Origin of the sequence: Acinetobacter sp. BEC1-S18-ESBL-01 (genome assembly GCF_014169935.1) — a bacterium.
Classification (GTDB): Bacteria; Pseudomonadota; Gammaproteobacteria; order Pseudomonadales; family Moraxellaceae; genus Acinetobacter; species Acinetobacter pittii.
In genome coordinates this window covers 2,458,971-2,477,615 of the sequence record NZ_AP022302.1, presented here as the reverse complement: position 1 = coordinate 2,477,615, position 18,645 = coordinate 2,458,971, and the positions used below count along the sequence as shown (strand labels likewise).

General features: G+C 35.7%; 24 protein-coding genes and 1 tRNA gene. 17 read left to right on the top strand and 8 right to left on the bottom strand.

The genetic code is table 11. The annotated features are described in order from the left end of the window. Positions 1-113: 113 nt before the first annotated feature. Together xseB and xseA are read right to left on the bottom strand one after the other, a co-directional pair. Complete coding sequence (gene xseB, locus H7R46_RS11695; RefSeq protein ID WP_002119890.1) at positions 114-308, bottom strand: exodeoxyribonuclease VII small subunit; 195 nt, start codon at positions 306-308, stop codon at positions 114-116. Then, entirely contained in the window at positions 298-1,563 is a 1,266-nt protein-coding gene (gene xseA, locus H7R46_RS11690) for an exodeoxyribonuclease VII large subunit (protein ID WP_005070235.1), read from the bottom strand. Before xseA ends, xseB begins: the two co-directional genes overlap by 11 nt. Positions 1,564-1,819: 256 nt before the next feature. Between xseA and H7R46_RS11685 the strand changes: the two genes are divergently transcribed. Then, positions 1,820-1,896, top strand: a tRNA-Met gene (locus H7R46_RS11685). Positions 1,897-2,071: 175 nt separating this feature from the next. Then, positions 2,072-2,305 (top strand): hypothetical protein, encoded by a 234-nt coding sequence (locus tag H7R46_RS11680; RefSeq protein WP_005070233.1) that lies wholly within the window; start codon positions 2,072-2,074, stop codon positions 2,303-2,305. 151 nt (positions 2,306-2,456) lie between these two features. Here the strand turns inward: H7R46_RS11680 and H7R46_RS11675 are convergent, their stop codons facing one another. Then, the gene (locus H7R46_RS11675) at positions 2,457-3,128 is read right to left on the bottom strand and encodes an XRE family transcriptional regulator (protein WP_002119885.1); all 672 of its coding nucleotides are present in this window, start codon (positions 3,126-3,128) and stop codon (positions 2,457-2,459) included. 673 nt (positions 3,129-3,801) lie between these two features. Between H7R46_RS11675 and H7R46_RS11670 the strand changes: the two genes are divergently transcribed. The 3 genes from H7R46_RS11670 (at position 3,802) to H7R46_RS11660 (ending at position 5,231) form a co-directional block, all read left to right on the top strand. Further along, positions 3,802-4,056 (top strand): hypothetical protein, encoded by a 255-nt coding sequence (locus tag H7R46_RS11670; RefSeq protein WP_002119927.1) that lies wholly within the window; start codon positions 3,802-3,804, stop codon positions 4,054-4,056. 209 nt (positions 4,057-4,265) lie between these two features. Continuing rightward, a complete protein-coding gene (locus H7R46_RS11665) occupies positions 4,266-4,655 on the top strand; it encodes a hypothetical protein (protein WP_002119864.1) in 390 nt (129 codons plus the stop codon). Positions 4,656-4,685: 30 nt separating this feature from the next. Then, on the top strand, positions 4,686-5,231 hold the full coding sequence (locus tag H7R46_RS11660; RefSeq protein WP_005070228.1) for a glycoside hydrolase family 108 protein: 546 nt from the start codon (positions 4,686-4,688) through the stop codon (positions 5,229-5,231). Positions 5,232-5,327: 96 nt separating this feature from the next. Here the strand turns inward: H7R46_RS11660 and H7R46_RS11655 are convergent, their stop codons facing one another. Continuing rightward, a complete protein-coding gene (locus H7R46_RS11655) occupies positions 5,328-5,945 on the bottom strand; it encodes a LysE family translocator (protein WP_005070226.1) in 618 nt (205 codons plus the stop codon). Between the two features lie 239 nt (positions 5,946-6,184). Here H7R46_RS11655 and H7R46_RS11650 point away from each other — a divergent pair, with 239 nt between their 5' ends. The 4 genes from H7R46_RS11650 to H7R46_RS11635 all read left to right on the top strand — a co-directional run bounded on the left by H7R46_RS11650 (position 6,185) and on the right by H7R46_RS11635 (position 9,286). After that, positions 6,185-7,117 (top strand): hypothetical protein, encoded by a 933-nt coding sequence (locus H7R46_RS11650; protein ID WP_005070225.1) that lies wholly within the window; start codon positions 6,185-6,187, stop codon positions 7,115-7,117. A 343-nt stretch (positions 7,118-7,460) separates the two neighbouring features. Then, the gene (locus H7R46_RS11645; protein WP_005070223.1) at positions 7,461-7,676 is read left to right on the top strand and encodes a cold-shock protein; all 216 of its coding nucleotides are present in this window, start codon (positions 7,461-7,463) and stop codon (positions 7,674-7,676) included. A gap of 221 nt (positions 7,677-7,897) precedes the next feature. Continuing rightward, positions 7,898-8,122 (top strand): hypothetical protein, encoded by a 225-nt coding sequence (locus H7R46_RS11640; protein ID WP_002117453.1) that lies wholly within the window; start codon positions 7,898-7,900, stop codon positions 8,120-8,122. A 354-nt stretch (positions 8,123-8,476) separates the two neighbouring features. Beyond that, positions 8,477-9,286, top strand: a complete 810-nt coding sequence (locus H7R46_RS11635; RefSeq protein ID WP_005070221.1) for a pyrroline-5-carboxylate reductase family protein — start codon at positions 8,477-8,479, stop codon at positions 9,284-9,286. Between the two features lie 15 nt (positions 9,287-9,301). On the opposite strand, the gene H7R46_RS11630 is transcribed toward H7R46_RS11635, so the two are convergent. Then, the gene (locus tag H7R46_RS11630; RefSeq protein ID WP_002117441.1) at positions 9,302-9,418 is read right to left on the bottom strand and encodes a hypothetical protein; all 117 of its coding nucleotides are present in this window, start codon (positions 9,416-9,418) and stop codon (positions 9,302-9,304) included. 178 nt (positions 9,419-9,596) lie between these two features. Continuing rightward, the gene (locus tag H7R46_RS11625; RefSeq protein WP_031945309.1) at positions 9,597-10,082 is read right to left on the bottom strand and encodes an Lrp/AsnC family transcriptional regulator; all 486 of its coding nucleotides are present in this window, start codon (positions 10,080-10,082) and stop codon (positions 9,597-9,599) included. Positions 10,083-10,446: 364 nt separating this feature from the next. Here H7R46_RS11625 and H7R46_RS11620 point away from each other — a divergent pair, with 364 nt between their 5' ends. The 4 genes from H7R46_RS11620 (at position 10,447) to H7R46_RS11605 (ending at position 13,845) form a co-directional block, all read left to right on the top strand. Next, positions 10,447-11,214, top strand: coding sequence for a class I SAM-dependent methyltransferase (locus H7R46_RS11620; protein WP_005070218.1), 768 nt, complete (start codon positions 10,447-10,449; stop codon positions 11,212-11,214). 284 nt (positions 11,215-11,498) lie between these two features. Next, entirely contained in the window at positions 11,499-11,837 is a 339-nt protein-coding gene (locus H7R46_RS11615) for a hypothetical protein (protein ID WP_005070217.1), read from the top strand. 196 nt (positions 11,838-12,033) lie between these two features. Further along, complete coding sequence (locus tag H7R46_RS11610; protein ID WP_005070214.1) at positions 12,034-12,663, top strand: class I SAM-dependent methyltransferase; 630 nt, start codon at positions 12,034-12,036, stop codon at positions 12,661-12,663. Between the two features lie 621 nt (positions 12,664-13,284). Next, the gene (locus H7R46_RS11605) at positions 13,285-13,845 is read left to right on the top strand and encodes a TetR/AcrR family transcriptional regulator (protein ID WP_005070212.1); all 561 of its coding nucleotides are present in this window, start codon (positions 13,285-13,287) and stop codon (positions 13,843-13,845) included. A gap of 68 nt (positions 13,846-13,913) precedes the next feature. Here the strand turns inward: H7R46_RS11605 and H7R46_RS11600 are convergent, their stop codons facing one another. Further along, entirely contained in the window at positions 13,914-14,849 is a 936-nt protein-coding gene (locus tag H7R46_RS11600; RefSeq protein ID WP_005070210.1) for a metal-dependent hydrolase, read from the bottom strand. Positions 14,850-15,149: 300 nt separating this feature from the next. Continuing rightward, a complete protein-coding gene (locus H7R46_RS11590) occupies positions 15,150-15,383 on the bottom strand; it encodes a DUF2171 domain-containing protein (protein WP_002113991.1) in 234 nt (77 codons plus the stop codon). Positions 15,384-15,632: 249 nt separating this feature from the next. Here H7R46_RS11590 and H7R46_RS11585 point away from each other — a divergent pair, with 249 nt between their 5' ends. From H7R46_RS11585 to H7R46_RS11570, 4 genes are read left to right on the top strand one after another with little or no spacing between them, the layout of a single operon-like run. Further along, complete coding sequence (locus H7R46_RS11585; RefSeq protein WP_050560157.1) at positions 15,633-16,646, top strand: acyl-CoA/acyl-ACP dehydrogenase; 1,014 nt, start codon at positions 15,633-15,635, stop codon at positions 16,644-16,646. Next, the gene (locus H7R46_RS11580) at positions 16,634-17,428 is read left to right on the top strand and encodes a PIG-L deacetylase family protein (RefSeq protein WP_005070205.1); all 795 of its coding nucleotides are present in this window, start codon (positions 16,634-16,636) and stop codon (positions 17,426-17,428) included. Before H7R46_RS11585 ends, H7R46_RS11580 begins: the two co-directional genes overlap by 13 nt. Beyond that, on the top strand, positions 17,403-18,002 hold the full coding sequence (locus H7R46_RS11575; RefSeq protein WP_005070204.1) for a class I SAM-dependent methyltransferase: 600 nt from the start codon (positions 17,403-17,405) through the stop codon (positions 18,000-18,002). Before H7R46_RS11580 ends, H7R46_RS11575 begins: the two co-directional genes overlap by 26 nt. Further along, complete coding sequence (locus tag H7R46_RS11570; protein WP_005070202.1) at positions 17,999-18,643, top strand: glycosyltransferase; 645 nt, start codon at positions 17,999-18,001, stop codon at positions 18,641-18,643. Before H7R46_RS11575 ends, H7R46_RS11570 begins: the two co-directional genes overlap by 4 nt. The last annotated feature ends 2 nt before the right edge of the window (positions 18,644-18,645 follow it).

Sequence of the window (18,645 nt, the reverse complement as noted above, 5' to 3'; positions counted from 1 at the left end):
GTTATGGGACTATGCCTGTGTAAAAATGTGACCTAATCCACATTTTTGCATTTCAGGATTAAGTGGATTTCACTAAGCCCATTCCTTCAATGAGAAGTAGGAGTGGGCTTTTTTTATTCTTTGAATGTCTCATCTAGAGCTTGTTGAACAGCTTCAATACGTGATTTACACGCTTTATAAGCCGTAATAGATTCTTCAACAATCTTCATTAAATTATCGATATCTGGGCTTTCCTGAGATTCAAGTAATTCGGCATTTTTCTTCAAAATGTCATGACCATCTTTAAACGTTAACTCTTCATTCTTCATTTGGAATTACCTGCGTAATGTTGGCTTCAACCACACCATCTTGCATTTCAATAGCAATGGCAGGGCTTGAAATTTGATGGATAGAGCGAATCGCTTTTCCTTCGGATCTGACAATTGCATAGCCCTTGGCTTGGACCTGTTTAGGATTTTGCAAAAGAATTTCCTTCATTAAAGATTCGATTTGAGCTAATGAAAATTTAACTTGTTGCTGTGAGCTGAACTGAATACGTTCTCTCATCTGATCAAGCAGGCGATGCGCCGAGTTGAGTTGATTTTGTGCGGATGACTTAATGTGATGAAGCAGTTGATCATTCTTGCTTTGATAGGTCGTGATTTGATGCTGAGAAAGTAGCTTAATCGTTTGCAGGCTATCTACAGCTTCTTGGACGCGTTCAACAATGTGGTTTCGGATACCAGCAATGACTTTACTTGGTGTATCAAATGAGCGATGAGCAATTTCATCAAGAATTGTACGGTCTTTTTCATGACCAATACCTACCCAAATCGGTACACTACGTTTGCAAAGTAGGGCGGCAAGTTCATAATCATTTAAATAAGCTAAATCATTGACCGATCCACCACCGCGAATAATCACAATCAAATCAGGTGGAAAGTTAAAGGTGCTGGCCCATTGTCTTAAACCTGAACCTAAGGATTCAATCAAACTGGTTGCAGCCGTGTTTCCTTGAAAAGTAGCGGTGTGATACACAAAATGGCAAACCCCATTTCGCTCAAGTGCATCTGCATCTTTTTTAAAGTCACCAAGGCCCGCAGCATTTTGAGGGGCAATGACTAAAACATTTTGAATATCAAAAGGAGTGGGAAGAAGTTTATTTTTATGGATTAAACCTTCTTGAGTAAGTCGTTCAATAATTTGCTGGTAACGTTTAGCAATTTCACCCAATGTAAAGCTTGAGTCAATCTCTTCAATGTTGACCGAAAATCCATATTGAGGATCAAAACGTGCTCTAATTTTGATGAGTACATTTAAATCACTTGAAATCTCAATTCCAGTTTCACGTTCGAACTTTAAAACAATTTTACTCGCTGAAAATTTCCAGATTGTGGCTTTACAGCTGGCAATGACTTTATCCGTCTCTGCATCTTTTTCTGCGAGTTCTAAATAGTAATGACCGCCCTTAATATTTAAATTTCGAATTTCTGCTTTTACCCAAACTGGCTCATCAAAAGCCACACGTATGACTTCCTGAACTGTGCCGAGATATTCACTAAGGGAAAACTGAGGTTCAGACATACGAAGTAAAAATTAAAGGGCCAAACTAGATAGTATAAAAGCCATCCAATCAAGGCAATTGTTGTCTATGAATATCGGGTTCTATTTAAAATAAATACAACAATTTAAAGAATTAAAAATTGAAATTGATAAGTGAATTTAGACTGAATGGTTAAAATGAAAAAAATAATAAAAAGAGAATTGTTAATAATTACAACCGATTAAAAAATAAAGTTTGCTTTATAAAATATATGAGCGTATAAAGCTTACTTCCAATTGCGGGGTGGAGCAGTCTGGTAGCTCGTCGGGCTCATAACCCGAAGGTCGTTGGTTCAAATCCGACTCCCGCATCCAAAAATATTATGCTCTGTGATGTACCACTTTTCATAATACGAAAATTATGAAAAGCAATTAGCTTATAAATAACCCTATATAAAGCTAAATATTAAATTCTAGACGAACTGTCCATACCCTAAATCTAGCGTTCTAATTACATACCGTAAAATCACATGAGCTCAGTGATGAGTGAATGATTGTGAATATAGTAAATGAGTGGCACATTGCCACAGCCGTAAATGGCAACGAAATTAATGTGAGGATTGTTCCTCACGTGCGTAAACAAAACTCTCTCGATGGATATCGTTGGGTCGAAGTTGGTAAAAAAATTCAACTTCAATCTGGTGAAGAAATTGAGTTAAACCAAGATGGTAAAAGCTTCTATACCGGGTTTAATCAACTTTATCGTTTAAATACATATTGTTGATAAAACCATGGTAGTAAAGCAAGAAAACCTATCTCTTTTAAAGGAGATAGGTTTTTTATGTTTACAGGTTATATAAATAATTAAAGTTATAAAAAGGCTGAAATGATTAAAAAAGCTCATATTATTATTTTAATTATATTTAATAACTAAATTAGCCTGCTCGCCAAAACTGGCGACCCATAACCTTAAAGTTTTTACCGTTCTCTTCTGTTACGCGTCGATCTCTAAATTTTTCATTTAAGCTATGCAAAATTAAAGAGCCATCTGCCTCTTTAAAAATCTGTTTAATCATTCCTTCGCCAGCAAAGTAAACCGCATAAATCTCGCCATCAATGACTTCTGTTTGAGAGATATCAATACCCACCAAATCTCCGTCTTTAATGTAGTCGGTCATGCTATCGCCTTTAGCTTTAATAATACGCATGCATTCTTGAGCAACGCGTTTTTCTTTAAAGAATGAAGCAGGGAATGGAATTTTTCCATTAATAGCATCAAAGTGAAATTCAATAGATTCACCTGTCCCGCAAGAAAAGTTAGCTTCTACAACTTCAATCCAGACATATTGATCGGTAGATTCTGCACTTACTACAGTCGGGCTAAATACATCACTTTCTCTAAAAGAGTCTTCAGTATTCCCAGTCGTTAACCAATAACCATCCACTCCTAAAAATTGGGCAATTAAAGGAAGAAATGCAGATTTTAAATTTTTCCCTGACTCTAAAGCCTGATAGGCAGGTTGTGACATCTTTACAGCTTCTGCCACTTCAGCCTGAGTTTTTTTGGCTTTAATTCTAGAGTCTTTTAAACGGTCTTTAAGAGCCATAATGGTTACACCAGTAAACTTATAACAAATATATAACTTAAGTTATATCTAGTAAAACAACTATAGTTATTGACTAATAATAACTATAGTTATAATATCAGTTATATCTCAAGATGAATAGAGAAATTTTAAGTGGTGCCTAAGTCACTATTTATTGCTTTATCAAAGCTTTGAGATGGAAGCTAAATTTATTTTGTTTCTACAGGTAGCAGAATAAAAGGGAGATAGCTCAATTATTATTTGCAAACAGGCTATCAAAACAAAAATTGGAATAAAAAAAAGCCCGATTCCGTGGATCAGGCTTAATGTTCGTCGATAAAGGGTATCAAGAACATGAAGAATTTAACAAAGATTGTGAGACCTAACAAAAGTTTCCGATATACGGCAAAGCCTTATATGAACTTTTTGGTCAAAAAATTAAGGCGTGTAAAAAGCTTAAATCCACAAAATTTAATACTTTTTTACATTTTTAGAAAAGGAAATATTTGTTTATAAATTAGTGGCTTAATTGCATATAGTTTGGTTCTTTATGATTGTTGTACCAGATGAAACGTTTTGAACACACATTTGTAGTCATAGCTTAGCTATATTGCTCAAAGAATGTATCAAAACCTCAAGAATAACAAACGATAAAGACGCCTTACTAACGAGTACATTGAGTTGGAGATAGTGAATGACTACAGCAATGCAGAACAGAGCTAAACAACTTAAAAATGCAAAACGTGGAGGGTATATCCCGACAATTGCCAAAGACGTAAACAAATATAAGGTACAAAAAATAAAAAGGGCACTTGAGGAGGCCAAGCAGATTGTAAATGAGCTTGAAGATGACGCATTCGAATTCGATGATCAAGTCTCTATGCAAAAAGCGATTGGTGCAATCACAGTGATTGAGTTGATTGAACAAGCCTTAAACGGTGCACACTAACAGGCTTTAGCATACAAACATTCTTTCTCGGACCCCTGAAATAAATGGGGTCAAGGATAAGTTCGTCTTGCAATTTAGCGCTGCTTTAAAGCGTTAGTGTTTTTTATTGACTGTAATAAAGAAAACGAAGGGATTAATAAACATTGAAAACCACAAGCTGGTCAACGTGATGAGTTTTCAAGTTTTACCCTTTAGCGCAGGACAAAGTCATGGAAACAGTTTCTAGCAGTGGGTTAGCCACATTTTTAAATTTTTATAGTATTGCAATTATGGTGGCTCTAGCAGTCAGCTTAGTTGTCGCAGTTGTATTAATGATGCGTTTTCCTCGTTCTCCACAAGAATGGATTGTTGCTCTCATCTGCACCGTAGTTTCAAGCCTGACAGGCGGATCATTCATTATTATGAAATGGAACCTGCATGAATGGGTATCCGATATTTGGGGAATGATCACCCTATCTGGATTCTTCTTCATATGTGGTTTACCAGGCTGGGCTATTGTGAGATGGATATTTAACTTCATCAATAAACAAGAAGGTAAAACGATTGTAGAGGTCATTAAAGACCTAAAAAAAGCAAAAGATGATCTTCAAAATAGCTAAAGACAGCTTTAAATATAAAGGTAGAATAAAATGAATATCGACCAATACTTAGAAAAAATTATCAGCCGAGAAGGCGGGTATGTTAACCATCCATCAGATCATGGCCATGCGACTAAATTTGGCATTACAGAAGCAGTCGCTCGATCGAACGGATATCAAGGCAACATGCAAGACTTGCCCTTAAGTGTCGCCAAATCTATTTATAAGCAAAAATATTGGCTTGAACCCCAGTTTGACCAGATTAATGTAATTAGCCCAGCTATTGCAGAAGAGCTACTGGATACAGCTATAAATTGTGGCGTCAATTTTACTAAGCCTTTATTACAACGTGCTTTAAATCTGCTGAATAAGCAGGGGAAGGAAGGTTGGCCAAACCTTGCGGTAGATGGTCAGTACGGACCTCTTACTTTGCAAGCACTAGCTACGTACTTAAATAGACGTAATAAAGAGGGAGAAAAAGTATTCGTGCGCATTTTAAATATTATGCAAGGGCAGCATTATATTGAAATTACCGAGAACAACCCTAACTACGAAGATTTCTTTTATGGTTGGATATTAAACAGAGTAACACTCTAAAAATGTATTAGAAGAGAACATGTTTAAAGGTCTAATGAGTTAAAAAGCCTAACCACGAGTTAAGGCTTTTTAACAAACAATAGATCGAGCAATGCTTTATTGTGCGATAAGTAAAATGGCAAGTAGAAAGAAAATAGCACCACTAATTTTATTGAGTATCGTGAAATTATTTCCAGCTAACATTTTCTCTTTAAAAATTGAAGAGAAGTTTGCGTAAACTAAATGAATTAAAAAACCAATAAAACAAAAGGTTAAAGAAAGAATTAAAAATTGATTTAAAATCTCTTTCTTGATATCAATAAATTGAGGGAAGAGTGCGATAAAAAATACGATTGTTTTAGGATTAAGCAAAGATGCAAATAGGCCCTGATAAAACAATTTAGTTTTACTTACAGCTTTATCTTTTTGTTGATCGGTCATTAACTCTTGGGTTGCAAGTTTTTTAGTGAAGTTCTTATATCCGAGATACATTAAATAAAATGCACCAATAAACTTTAGAACCGTAAAAATAGTAGGGTTACTGGTAATAATAAGTCCTACACCGCTGGCAGAAATTACAGCAATCACAAACATACCAATAAGTAAACCACTTATTCCAAACAAAGCAGTTTTAACACCATAGTTAATTGAATTTGTGACAGTAAATAAAACTCCCGGTCCTGGGCTTAATAGGGTAAGAAATGCTATTGTTATAAATACTAAAAGACCGCTCACGCTGATATATCCTATTTATCAATTGAGGCAAGATTGTGCGGTTACTTTAAATGAGAAAATAATCGTTGTATACAGAAGGTTATGTATATTTAAGTCTTACATAGATTAAATATTTAAAATATAGATTTGTATAAATAAATAGGGCATATAAAACTATAAAAGTGAAAGCAACATAAACACACAACGTTAAAAATTGAGCATGTTAGTATACTAAGTCTATACCTCAAGAAATCTATAGTATGACGAAAAATGAACGGCAGTTTAAATCTGGCGAGTTTCAATTTTCCTTTTTAGCGTTTAAATATTGGGGTATATGGTTTTTAGCTTTTATTCTAATGTTATTTGCGATGTTACCTTGGGCTATTCAATGGCGCCTTGCTGATTTTCTATCAAAAATAGCGTGGAAATCTTTAAGTTCTCGAAGAAAAACCACACTACGTAATTTACAAGCATGTTTTCCAGAAAAAACACCTTTGCAAATTGAGGCAAAAGCTAAACAGGTTTTTGTTGATACTTTAACGGGTGTATTTGAAGCTCTAAATGCTTGGTATTGCCCAAATTGGTTTAAAAGCCGTGTCCACATAGATGGTTTAGAAAATTTAACCAATAATCAGGAAAATGGCGTACTTTTATTAGGTACCCACAGTACGCTTTTAGATGCAGGTGGAGTGGCGTGTACTTTATTCTTTAATATGGACGTGGTTTACCGACCTCAAAACAATCCGTTTTTAGATTTTCTGATTCATCGTAGTCGTGCGCGAGTGTATAAAAACCAAATTGCTCGAGACAACATGCGTGGACTCATACAAAACCTTAAACATGGTCATGCGATATGGTATAGCCCAGATCAGGACTTTGGCTTAAAACAAGGCGTAATGGCATCATTTTTCGGTATTCAGGCAGCCACTGTTACAGCGCATCGCAGACTAATGGATATCTCAAAAGCAGCAGCCGTGCCTTTATATTTTTACCGTAGTGGTGATATTCGTAATCCGCAATATCATGTTTTAGTAGAACCTAAATTAGAAAATTTTCCAAGTGGCTGTGAAGTCAGTGACGCTGAAAGGGTAAACAAGATTATTGAAAACCAAATTCGCATTGCCCCTACACAATACATGTGGTTTCACCGACGCTTTAAAACACGTCCTGCTGGTGAACAGAAATTCTATTAATGGCATCAGTAACTCAAGAATTAAAAGTACTTCTTTCAATTAAAATATAGAATATTAGATTTTTAATTGAAAGGATCTTTAATCAAATCAAGATGAAAGATGTAGAACCAGCAGTATAGAATTTTTCTTGCTTTAATTATTTTGAATATCGATTGCAAATGATTTTGAAGCGTGTATAGTCGAGCATAACTAACAAAATATTCTTGTCATCATAAATTTCTATTTCGCAGTTTTATTTATAAGTCTTCGGTTCATTCAGATATTTAAGTTTTCACGTCTATTTTTTAGTTAAATTGGTTTCCCCAATAATAAGTTATAATATTTTAAAATTTAGGATAAATATATGTCTACTTCTACTGGTACAGTAAAATGGTTCAATGAAACTAAAGGTTTTGGTTTTATTGCGGCTGATGAAGGTAAGGATATTTTCGCTCATTTTACCGATATTCAAACACAAGGTTTTAAAGTTCTCTTAGAAGGCCAACGTGTTGAGTTTACTGTAGTACAGGGTAAAAAAGGCCCACAAGCTTCTAATATTGTGATTCTTCAGAATTCATAATTTCATAGAGCGACTAGAGTTGTTTTAAATATATTATTTAAATAGAATATGTTTTAAGCTAAAGCGCTTTAGAAGAGTTTAAAAACCCACTCTATGTTGTGGGTTTTTTATAAGTTTTAAATAAGCTTATCTTTAAAATAAAAAGCAGAATAAAAATATGCTCTTAAAAGTGCTTCTAAATTTTTTGTTAAAATATAACTAATTAGGTGTATGGTACTAAAATGGATATTTGTATTGGCGGTATTTTAGACGGTCAAAAGATAGAGAATCATAATGATGTTTTTAAGATAGAAGAGCACTATTCAGACAATAGCTCGCAGTATGTTAAGCAGCATTTTCACCTATTTGGAAAAATTTTTACTTTTTGGGTGTGCGAAGATATTGATTTACAACAGGCCATCAGAAAAGCCGAGAGAATTTTAGCGAATAAGAAAGAAACTCTTTAGTTGTTTGAACTAGAACACTTCAGTGTCTTCTTTTAGTTTAAAGATTTTCTTATTAAGTAATAGGTGTTTTTTATATTAGCTTAATAGAATTCGTTACAGAATTTTTTACAATACTCTTGTATATGTTACACAGATTAACATTTTTTTAGTGGTATTTACTAACAATAGTAATACATTAGGCTTAATCTAAAGTTGTTTTATTTATTGCGCGAATAAAACAAAACCCACTTTAATAATATATTTTATTAAAGTGGGTTCTTTATTCAGACGGTCATCATTAATTCAATATACATAATTAAATTACAGATAATATTTGTTGTTATAAACCTCTCTTAAGAAAGGAAAACATTTTAAATGTTAAGTGCAGTACAACCTAATATTTGTTTTATTGGCAGTAGTAATCTAGCTTTAGCGTTAATAGGAGGGTTGGTTTTAAAGGGGTTTAAAAAGGAAAAAATACACCTCATTGAAGAGAAAAAGATTAATGATACAAATGCTTTAAAGCAAAAGGAAAATGGACTAAAAAAAGCTGAAATTGTTGTTTTGCTACTAGAACCTAAACAGTTAAAAGAGACACTTATACCGCTAAAAAAATGGTTAGCTAGTAAAATTATAGTTTCTATGATGGCGGGAGTAGATATTGCAAACTTAACTCGTTTTACGGGTTCGAAAAAAATTGTTCGTGTAATTTCAAATCCACCTGTGCTTACGCATACCGGGACACATGTGCTTATTGCTTCAGAGCAAATGGACCAGCTTGATAAAGACCTAATTGAAATGCTGTACTCTGCAACGGGTCAGACTTTTTGGGCGCCGTCTGAAACGCAGACAGACGCAATTATTGCTTTGTCTGGTTCGGGACCTGCTTACTTTTTCTATATTTTAGACAGCATGATCAAGACAGGGGTTTCTTTAGGGCTTGATAAACAATTTGCTCTAGATTTAGCACTCCAAGCGGCAAGTGGTGCAGTTGAAATGGTCCGTAAAAGTAATGTCCCGCCAGCGGATCTGTGTGGCAAGGTGACCTTGGCTAACGGGATTACCGAATCAGCGCTCAGAATGTTTGAACTAGGAAATGTATCTGATGATATACGTTTAGCCATGAAGGCCGCATATCATCGTAGTAAAGAAATCACTTCAGAAATTATTACTGAGGTGAGCTGATACTTCTTTAGCAAACTAGGCCTTTAAAAAGTATTCCCAAATAACGAAGCCTAAGCCAAACCCAATAAAAGAGTAGAGAGTAATAATAAAGAATACAAAACTGGCCTTATTTTTTTTCTTCAAAATGTTCATGGCGATGCCTCCAATTCAGATTAATTACATTTTGAAGAAGTGAAGGCTGTAATCATAGATACAGAATTTTTTAAAAAAAATATAACAGAGTTATGATCTGTTATATTTTCTAGGTTTTATCTTAATAAGGGTTTTAAAATCAATAAATTAATGAATTGCCTGTACGTGTTTAGTATTTCTATTCGATTAACATTAAATCGGCTGTATTAGCAGATTTGAGAGGGCGTAGGGCAAAGGTCGAACGGGTGTGGCGTATTCCTTTAATTGAATAAAGCTTCTTTCTTAAGAATCGTTCGTAATGGTCAGCATCTTTGACTGCTACTTTAACCAGATAATCATAGTCACCTGTGACGAGATGAGCTTCCACTACTTCAGGTATATCTGCTAATGCTTCACTGAAATTTTCTAGCATTTCGTCATCGTGGCGCTCTAAAGTAATTTCAATAAAAAAGACTTCATGAATGCCAATCGCTTTTGGGTTTACGTTTACCGTATATCCTTCAATAATTTTTAAAGTTTCTAGACGTTTCAGTCGAGTCCAGCACGGAGAAGATGAAAGACCTACTTCTTCGGCCAGTTGAGCAACGGTTAAACGGCCATTTCCACGCAATGCAGATAAAATTTTCCGATCTATACGATCTAGTGTGTATTCTGTTCTGTTCAAAATATAAACCAAAGAAGAATCTTCTGATGAAAATCAATATACTTTATTTTTATGCTGCGAATGTTTAAAAATTTTAAAAAATACAGGAAACATTTTGAGTCAAAGGTACATACACTATTTCTATGCATCGAACCTTTCTGGATAGAGGTTGGGATGGAGCAAAGAGCACTGTTTCAGTAAGGGTGACTAAACAGTGCTCTTTGCGGATTTCTTGTTAATCTTTAAATCTATTTTCATTAACTGGCATGACATATCAAAATAAATCAAATAATAACTTTTATTTATCAATAAAAGAAAAACTAATCATTATTTTTTATCTAACTTTTCCTTTAATGTAATTCCATTACAAAGGAGGAGCAAGGTTATGATCACCCAGCATGATATAAATCAAAAACAATATCAAAATAAATCTCTCAACTATTTAAATAGCCAAGCTCATTCTGAAGGTATTGAATTTAATAAATTTATTAATGAAATTCAGAAAATTGAAAAAGCTGTAGTCCTTGATTTAGGCTGTGGTGGTGGTCATGTTTCCTACAATGTTGCTCCGCATGCCGACCTTGTTTTTGCTTACGATTTATCTCATGAAATGTTAGACACCGTGTCTAAGACGGCTAGCCAACGCAAATTAAAAAACATTTTTGTGCAGCAAGGCATTGCTGAGGACATGCCTTTTAGTGATCAGCAGTTTGATGTGGTCATTAGCCGATATTCTGCACATCACTGGCAACATGTTCCGACTGCCATGAAAGAAGTAAACCGCGTGCTTAAGCCTGATGGCATTGTTATTTTTGTAGACATTATTAGCTCTAGCTCGCCCATATTAGATACGTTTTTGCAGACGATCGAAACTATTCGAGACCCAAGCCATGTACGAAACTATAGTGTGAAAGAGTGGGTCTATTTTATTGAAGATGCAGGCTTTGACTTGGTGGGTTTAGATAAACAAACGCTTGCGTTAGACTTTGATAGTTGGGTAAAGAGAATGAAAACGCCTGAAGATCAAATCAAAACTTTACGTTATTTGCAGGAAGGTTCATCTGACCTTGTGAAGAAATATTTCAAAATTCAAAATGACGGTAGCTTTGAAAGTCATGTGGGTTATTTTGTCTTTAAGAAATTAGGGTTTTAACGTAGTGTTATGAATAAGGGTTTTAGTAGATTATAAACGAATTAAATATCACTAAAACTCTTTTTTCGAATAACTCGAATGATATTAAAGATGGTTATAAAACAAATTTAATATCATTGATTTGATAAAAATTAATCACCCAATTTTATTAAGGTGATTAAGTATTCAAAAGAGATGAGGGTTATCCCATTTTCTTTATTATTAATAGACACTTATAAATAATTATTATTTAATACGCCCGCAATATTATCACTAATACTTTTAATAACTTTGTCGGGGAAATAATGCGTAATTTTTTAGTAACGATTTTCACTTTATTCTTAGCAACATCAATTTATGCTGCTCAAGAGTCTAGAAATCTTCTAGAGCAAACTCAGTGTGAGAAAGCAGTGGAACTACATGGTTTTTTAAGCCGTGCTCAGCTCGATTGTAATTATCACTATTATTCAGAAGATTTAAAGGATGCTGCCGCAAAATGTACTAAACATGACCTTGGTGAAAAATACGGTAGAGAGGTTATGAAATTTGGTATGAAGGAATTTGAAGAACGTAAGAAAGCGGATACACAGGGTCACTTTTGCCATAAGGTTTTAAAAGAGTTTCCAAAATATATTAAACAATAAAAAAATAAGGTTTTAAAAACCGATTCTAGCAAGCCGATAAAATGGATTTAATTATTCATTTTATCGGTGTATCAATTGATCTAGTCTGCAAATTAAAATTCCTCTTAAATAAATAGAACTAATAAATTAATAGAGATATATTTTTAAAAGTATATTCTTATTTTTAACACTAAAAAGAGCTTAGAAGGCGAAAATTATGACTATAAAGGAAGTTGCAAGTCCAATTGACTTAAGAAAAGCTGCTGATGCTCTAGAGTGGGCTGAAGAAGTAAATATGAAGCGTCCTTGGAGATACGAGTTTTTTAGCATGTATGTGGCTGAGATTAAGTCACTCAATATAAAAAAACCTAAAATTCTTGAGATAGGTGCTGGTCCAGGCTATTTAGCAAAAATTTTATTAGAAAATATAGAGTCTGCAGAATATACAGCTTTAGATTTTTCAGAAGCTATGCATGAGTTGTCTAGAACAAATTTAGGATTACTCTCAAATAAGGCTAACTACTTAACCGCAAATTTTAAAGACAATGGTTGGTATGATGTATGCCAACAAGAAACTTACGATGTCGTTATCATTCATCAAGCTTTACATGAATTAAGACATAAAGATTTTGCTAAAGGTTTTCACATACAAGTTAGAAATCATCTATTAAATGAAAACTCTTTATATATTGTCACCGATCATATCGTCAAAGATGAGGAGGGGATGAAAAATAAAGACTTATATATGACAATTGATGAGCATATACATACATTTTCTTTAGCTGGTTTTAAGAATATTCAATTATTAAAAGAAAAGAATGCATTATGTTCTTTTAAAGTTTCTTAAGCTGCTTTCAACAATTATTTAATTTTATAAACAAAAGCTTTAGTAATGGATTAGTAAATATTTTACTCATGTTTTTAAAGCTTTATTTGTAGCCAATATCACATTGACACCTAAAACCCCTCCGATTATCCTTTGCCTGCTGGCCACATTGCCAGTCGGCTTTGACAGGCCGCATACCCAAAGCACACGAAAAAGTCTCTCTTTTTTGTGGGCATCCCTGCGTGCCCCCTCTGCGGCGGAACGGGAGGGGGACACCTTCGGGTGTGCTGATCTTTTGGGTATCAGTCTGTCAACCTTCTCTCGTTTCGCCACCATTATTTGACAGTAATGTGGTGAAGCTTCTTTATACCCAAAGGAGTCCGCTATGCGTACTATTTCTTCTTTATTGGCTTTTGCCAAAGTCTCTCTATTCATACCACTCGAGCAATCTATAAAGCGGTTCAATCGACTCTAGGTCTTCTACGCCTTAAAAATCTAAAACACAGCAACTATAAAACTTGAGATAGGTCAGCACGCCATTTTGTGCGGCTTTTGCATGCCTGTTTTTAGCACTCATTTTAAGAGTGACGGCATTTCTATCTCATTTACATACAACAAAAAATTATTTTAAGCGGTATTCCTATGCCAAATTTACAATCTTCTTTTAAAGCATTAAAAGTACTTCACGTAGCAAAAGACTTATTTAATCAATATGGGTTTCATAAAGTTGGTGTCGACCGAATTATTAGTGAAGCCAAAGTTTCCAAAGCCACTTTTTATAATGCCTTTCACTCAAAAGAACGGCTAATCGAGAGGTGTATTAGTTTCCAAAAAGACATGCTAAAAGACAAAGTGTTTTCCATTCTCTATTCTTACAATGAACTCATGGTGCTGGATAAACTTAAGCAAATTTATTTTTTACATGCGAGTTTAGAAGGGCCATATCATTTACCCTTTAAGGCATTGTTTGAAATTAAAAGAGTCTATCCCAAGGCCTATGGCGTTACGATTGAGTACCGAACTTGGCTCATCAATGAAATTTATAAACTACTTTTAACTGTCAAAACTACGGCTTCGATTGAAGATGCTTACATGTTTTTATGCATGATTGACGGGGCGATGTTCCGACTTTTTGAAAAAAACAGCATTGATGAAAGCGCGCTAGTTCGATTGTTTCTTTTTAATCTGTGTCGGTCTAGATAACACTTAAACGAAAGAAAGCCTCCCAAAAAGGAGGCTTTACTTTGTATTGAAATAAGCGCTTAGCTTGATTACACAGGTTTTGCAGCCTGTGCCATTCCTTCAAAATATTGAACTGCAGGCGAGCGAGCCATATAAGCTAGAGCTTGCTCGGTGTCTCCCTCATGAATTGGGTTAAATTTTGGAGAAGCCCATCTTAACGTCGCTTTCCACAAATATTTAATAGTCGGTAAGTTGTCTGAGCGAGTCGCAGTTTTTTCAAATTCTCGAATAATTTTGAAGTAGCCACGGCGCATCAATTTTTGAATATCTTCATGCTCTAAATCTTGCTTACCTAAACTACGGGCAAAGTCAGCAAGGAAGTAAATAAACAGTGGGAAAACCGCCGCCATAATCACTTGGCGCGACACATAAAACCCAAACTTGTTTGTTAAAAGGTGCTCAAATAAATCATAAGCAACACAGCGATGTTCTACTTCTTCAGCCAAATGCCAACGGAACAAATCTGCCATAGCAGGGTCAGCTTGGTCCCAAGATTTACTATCCAGCGTCCATTGACCAATGGTTCCCGTAAAGTGCTCGATTGCAGCAATCACGCCTACTCGGAAAAGTAACCAATATTCATCAAGCTTTTCGCCTTTTAAAAAAGGTATGCCTAGAGGTTTGTCACCCAACAAAATATTAAAAACAAAATGGGCACGGTTGAGTGTTTCTTGAATGTCGTAACCATTTTCACGTAAGAAGTCTTGTGCTTTTTCATGGGCACGTGCATGAGCAGCTTCTTGACGGACAAATCCAATCACTTCTTGTTTTAATGTTTCATCGGTAATCAAGGGAAGGGTTTTATTAAACACACGGCAAAACCAAAACTCACCAGCGGGTAAGAGCATGTTAATGCCATTGGCGACATGCGAGCATAGAGGATCATTCGGCATCCAACAGACCGATGATTCGGTAAAATCGAAATGGACCTTTCTTGCTTTAAGCTGATGATTCCCTGTGATCATATATGTCACCCTATTCATAATTTTTCATTTAATGCGAATGGACAATTTTTAGCATTAAGTAAAATTGATCACCATGTGCTTAAGGGACAAAATGAGCCTCAAAAAGGTTTATAGAGATAAAAGCAGCTCTGTTAAAGATTGGATATATTTAACACAACACGAGGGTAAGCTTTTTTATTTTAAATATGAGAAGAATAAAAAAAGCTCCTTAATAAAAAGGAGCTTTGGTTTTTATAATTTAAATTTTTAATTATAAATTTATTTTATTTTAATCTAGCTAAAACTAGCTAGCTTAGAAGTTTAGATCGCTTGCCACTGATCTTTAACTTCTTCTGAGTTTTTATTCAGAATAACTTGGTCTTCTTTTACCTCCCCAATCCATCCAGTAGGAATGAGGTGATGTTGACCACTTTCGTCTCGGGTGAGTTTTAACTGGTTTTCACCATCAAGATGATCGACAGTACCTACTTTAGTACCACAAGAAGCAATAACATCTGCGTGTTTTTTAATATCATTAATATTTAAAGTGTTCATTTTAGACCTCTTCTTTGGAAATAGAAAAACGGTAAGAACTAAACTACTTTAAATAATCGATTAAATGTTGAGTTTTTAATAAACCTTACATGATCAGATTATAAGTTCACTTAATCGTGATATTTGAGTAACAATGAAATAATTAGATATAAAACTAATAATATTTTTCTTTTTATTACAATTTATATGTTTATCTAAACAGAAATCTTTAGTTATGGTTGGGTTAAGTCTTATAAATAATTATTTGCAATGAATATTAAAATACCTATAAACATGACGATACTGAGCAGTTTGAGTGAATTTGAAGCTGCCTTAGCTGAAGATAAAAGTAAGCTTCGTATAAATTTACTTTTTCAGCTTGTAAATTTAACTCAAAATTTGCCTCATCCAGCTTCGGGTCAAATCTATCAACGTTGGCAACTTTTTGCGCAGATTGCTGGAGTTGATTTAAGTCTAGCTAAGCTTTTTGAGTCTCATTGTGATGCTTTAAGCATTTTAAATGAATTGGGTTATCAGCAAGAAATAGATGACCAGACTTGGGCAGTTTGGGCAGCAGACGGTGGACCAGCACCATTGCAAATAAAAGATAATCTTTGTAATGGCATTAAACCGTGGTGCTCTGGCGCGGAGTTTATCCAAAAAGCTTTAATAAGTTATAAAGATCAGCAAAGGCAGGCGCAGCTTTGTATTGTCTACTTAAGTCATCCATCCATTACAACTGACTTAAGCCACTGGCACGCTGTAGGCATGCATGCGACACAGACTGCGCAAGTAACTTTTAAAAATACACCTGTTAAATTGATTGGTGACCCAAATAGTTATTTAAAACGCCCAGGTTTTTGGCATGGTGCAGCAGGTGTAGCGGCCTGTTGGTATGGTGCCGCCGTGCGTCTAGCTAACTTTTTGCAAGAAAGCTGTCAGGCAACTCCGAATCCTTATAAAAAATTGTATTTAGGTGAGGTCGCTCAGCAGCTAGAAATCACTAAACAGTATTTTCAATATGTGGCCAAGCTCATAGACCAGAAACCAACGCTAAGTCATGAGCGGGAAATTCGAATATTACGTGCCCAAACAGAACAATGCTGCCTGAGCGTTATTGAGCGAGTAGGGAAAGCCTTGGGTGCTCGTCCTTTTTGTGAAGATGCCACATTTGCTCAGCTCATGGCTGATCTGCCTGTGTTTATCAGGCAAAGTCATGCTGCTTTTGACCATGAACAAATTGCAGAACTCTGTGTGTCGGAGCAAAGCCTATGGGAACTTTAAAACATCCATTGGTTGAAGACCGCGTTATTTTTGGTGAGGGGACAGCCAAAGAGCAATGGTTAAAGGCATTTAAAGCACAACCGTTAGCAGCTTTAGATCTTGAGTTATTTCGCTCAAAAAAAGTAGTAATTGTAGCCCCACATCCGGATGACGAAGTGCTTGGCTGTGGCGGATTAATGCAGCAGCTGTTTGCACTGAACTGCAAGATTTTGGTTGTAGCGGTAAGTAACGGCACCCAAAGTCATCCTAACTCTACAAAATATCCTCCGGATCAGCTCAATATTCTTCGCCCGCAAGAAAGCTTGGCAGCCTTAAATTGTCTAGGGGTAGCAAAGTCAACCGAGCATATAGAGCTTAATTTGTTAGATGGCCAGATCCATTTGCAAACTGATCAACTGTGGCAGAGTTTAGAGCAGATCGTTCAACCCGATGACATTCTAATTTGTAGCTATGCCTTTGATGGTCACCCAGACCACGAAGCAGTAGGTAAAACCGTACAAGCTTACGCAACCGCTAAGCAACTTCTATGTTTGCACGTATTAATTTGGGCTTGGCATTGGGCAAAGCCTTTAGACTCTCGAATCGATTGGTACCGAGCAAAAGCCTATCACTTAACCGAAGAACAGCTAACTAAAAAACATCAAGCAATTTTGCAGTTTAAAACCCAACTTGAAGCAGATGAAACTACGGGCAATGCTGCGGTTCTTTCTTCAAGTGCAATTAAGCGTCTTTTAATGCCTTATGAGGTTTATTTGAGTGATTCATTCTCGCATGTACTTTGAAGATTTATATCGTCATAACAGTGATCCATGGGGCTACGACTTTCATTGGTATGAAGCTCGTAAAAGACAAATTTGTCTCGCGCTGCTGACAAAACCCCGCTACCCAAAAGTGTTAGAAGTGGGTTGTTCAAATGGACATTTAAGTTTTCATTTGGCGCAAAGAGCTGAGGAGTTAGTGTGTATAGACGTCTCTGATAGTGCTGTTCGCTTGGCGTCCGAGCGTTTAAAAGAATTTGAGCATGTGGTGGTTGAGAACAGGAAAATACCCGAAGACTACTCAATTCAAAAGTTTGATCTGATCTTAATTAGTGAGATGGCCTATTACTTATCGGCAGATGAATTGCATCAGTTTATTGAAAAATTAGAGCATAGTTTAAATGATGACGGCGAGATTCTGTGTTGTCACTGGCGCCATGAAATTCAAGATTTTGAGTTAGACGCTGAACAAGTCCATCAAGCTTTTCGGCAACATTTTCCATTTCATCATTACCTCAGCTTAAACGATCCAGACTTTATGATTGATCTGTGGACGGCGAACACTTCCTCTCTAGCTCAGCAGGAAAAACTAAGATGAAAATAGGTATCGTCATTCCAGCGCATAACGAAGAGCACTATCTATCGGCCTGCCTGCAATCTATTCAGGTCGCCATAGATAACATCGGCGATTATGAGGTAGAAGTGCTTGTTGTACTCGATAGCTGTACAGATCAGTCGCGGTTGATCGTCCAAAGCCATCAAATCAACTGGATTGAATGCAGCTATGCATGCGTTGGCAAGGCGAGGGATTTAGGTATTCGTCATTTAATTGGGCGTGGCGTGACATGGATTGCATGTACTGATGCAGATACCGTGGTGAGTCCAGATTGGCTACGTTATCAAATCCAGCACCAACCTACAGATGCAATTTGCGGCACTGTAACGCTAGACGATTTTAGTCATCTCTCTATAACGAAACAGCAAAAATATTTAGCGCACTATAAAGATCAGATGGACCACGAGCATATTCACGGGGCAAATTTAAGTTTTAGTTCAGAGGTCTATCTTTTGGTCGGTGGCTTTGAGCCTATTTCATGTCATGAAGACGTGTCTTTAATTAAAAAATTGATCAAGCATTGTTGTAATATTACTTGGAGCAATCTGGTTCGAGTAACTACAAGTAGTCGGTTAAATGGACGCGCACCTCAAGGTTTATCCTACTTTTTAAATAATCTCTAATG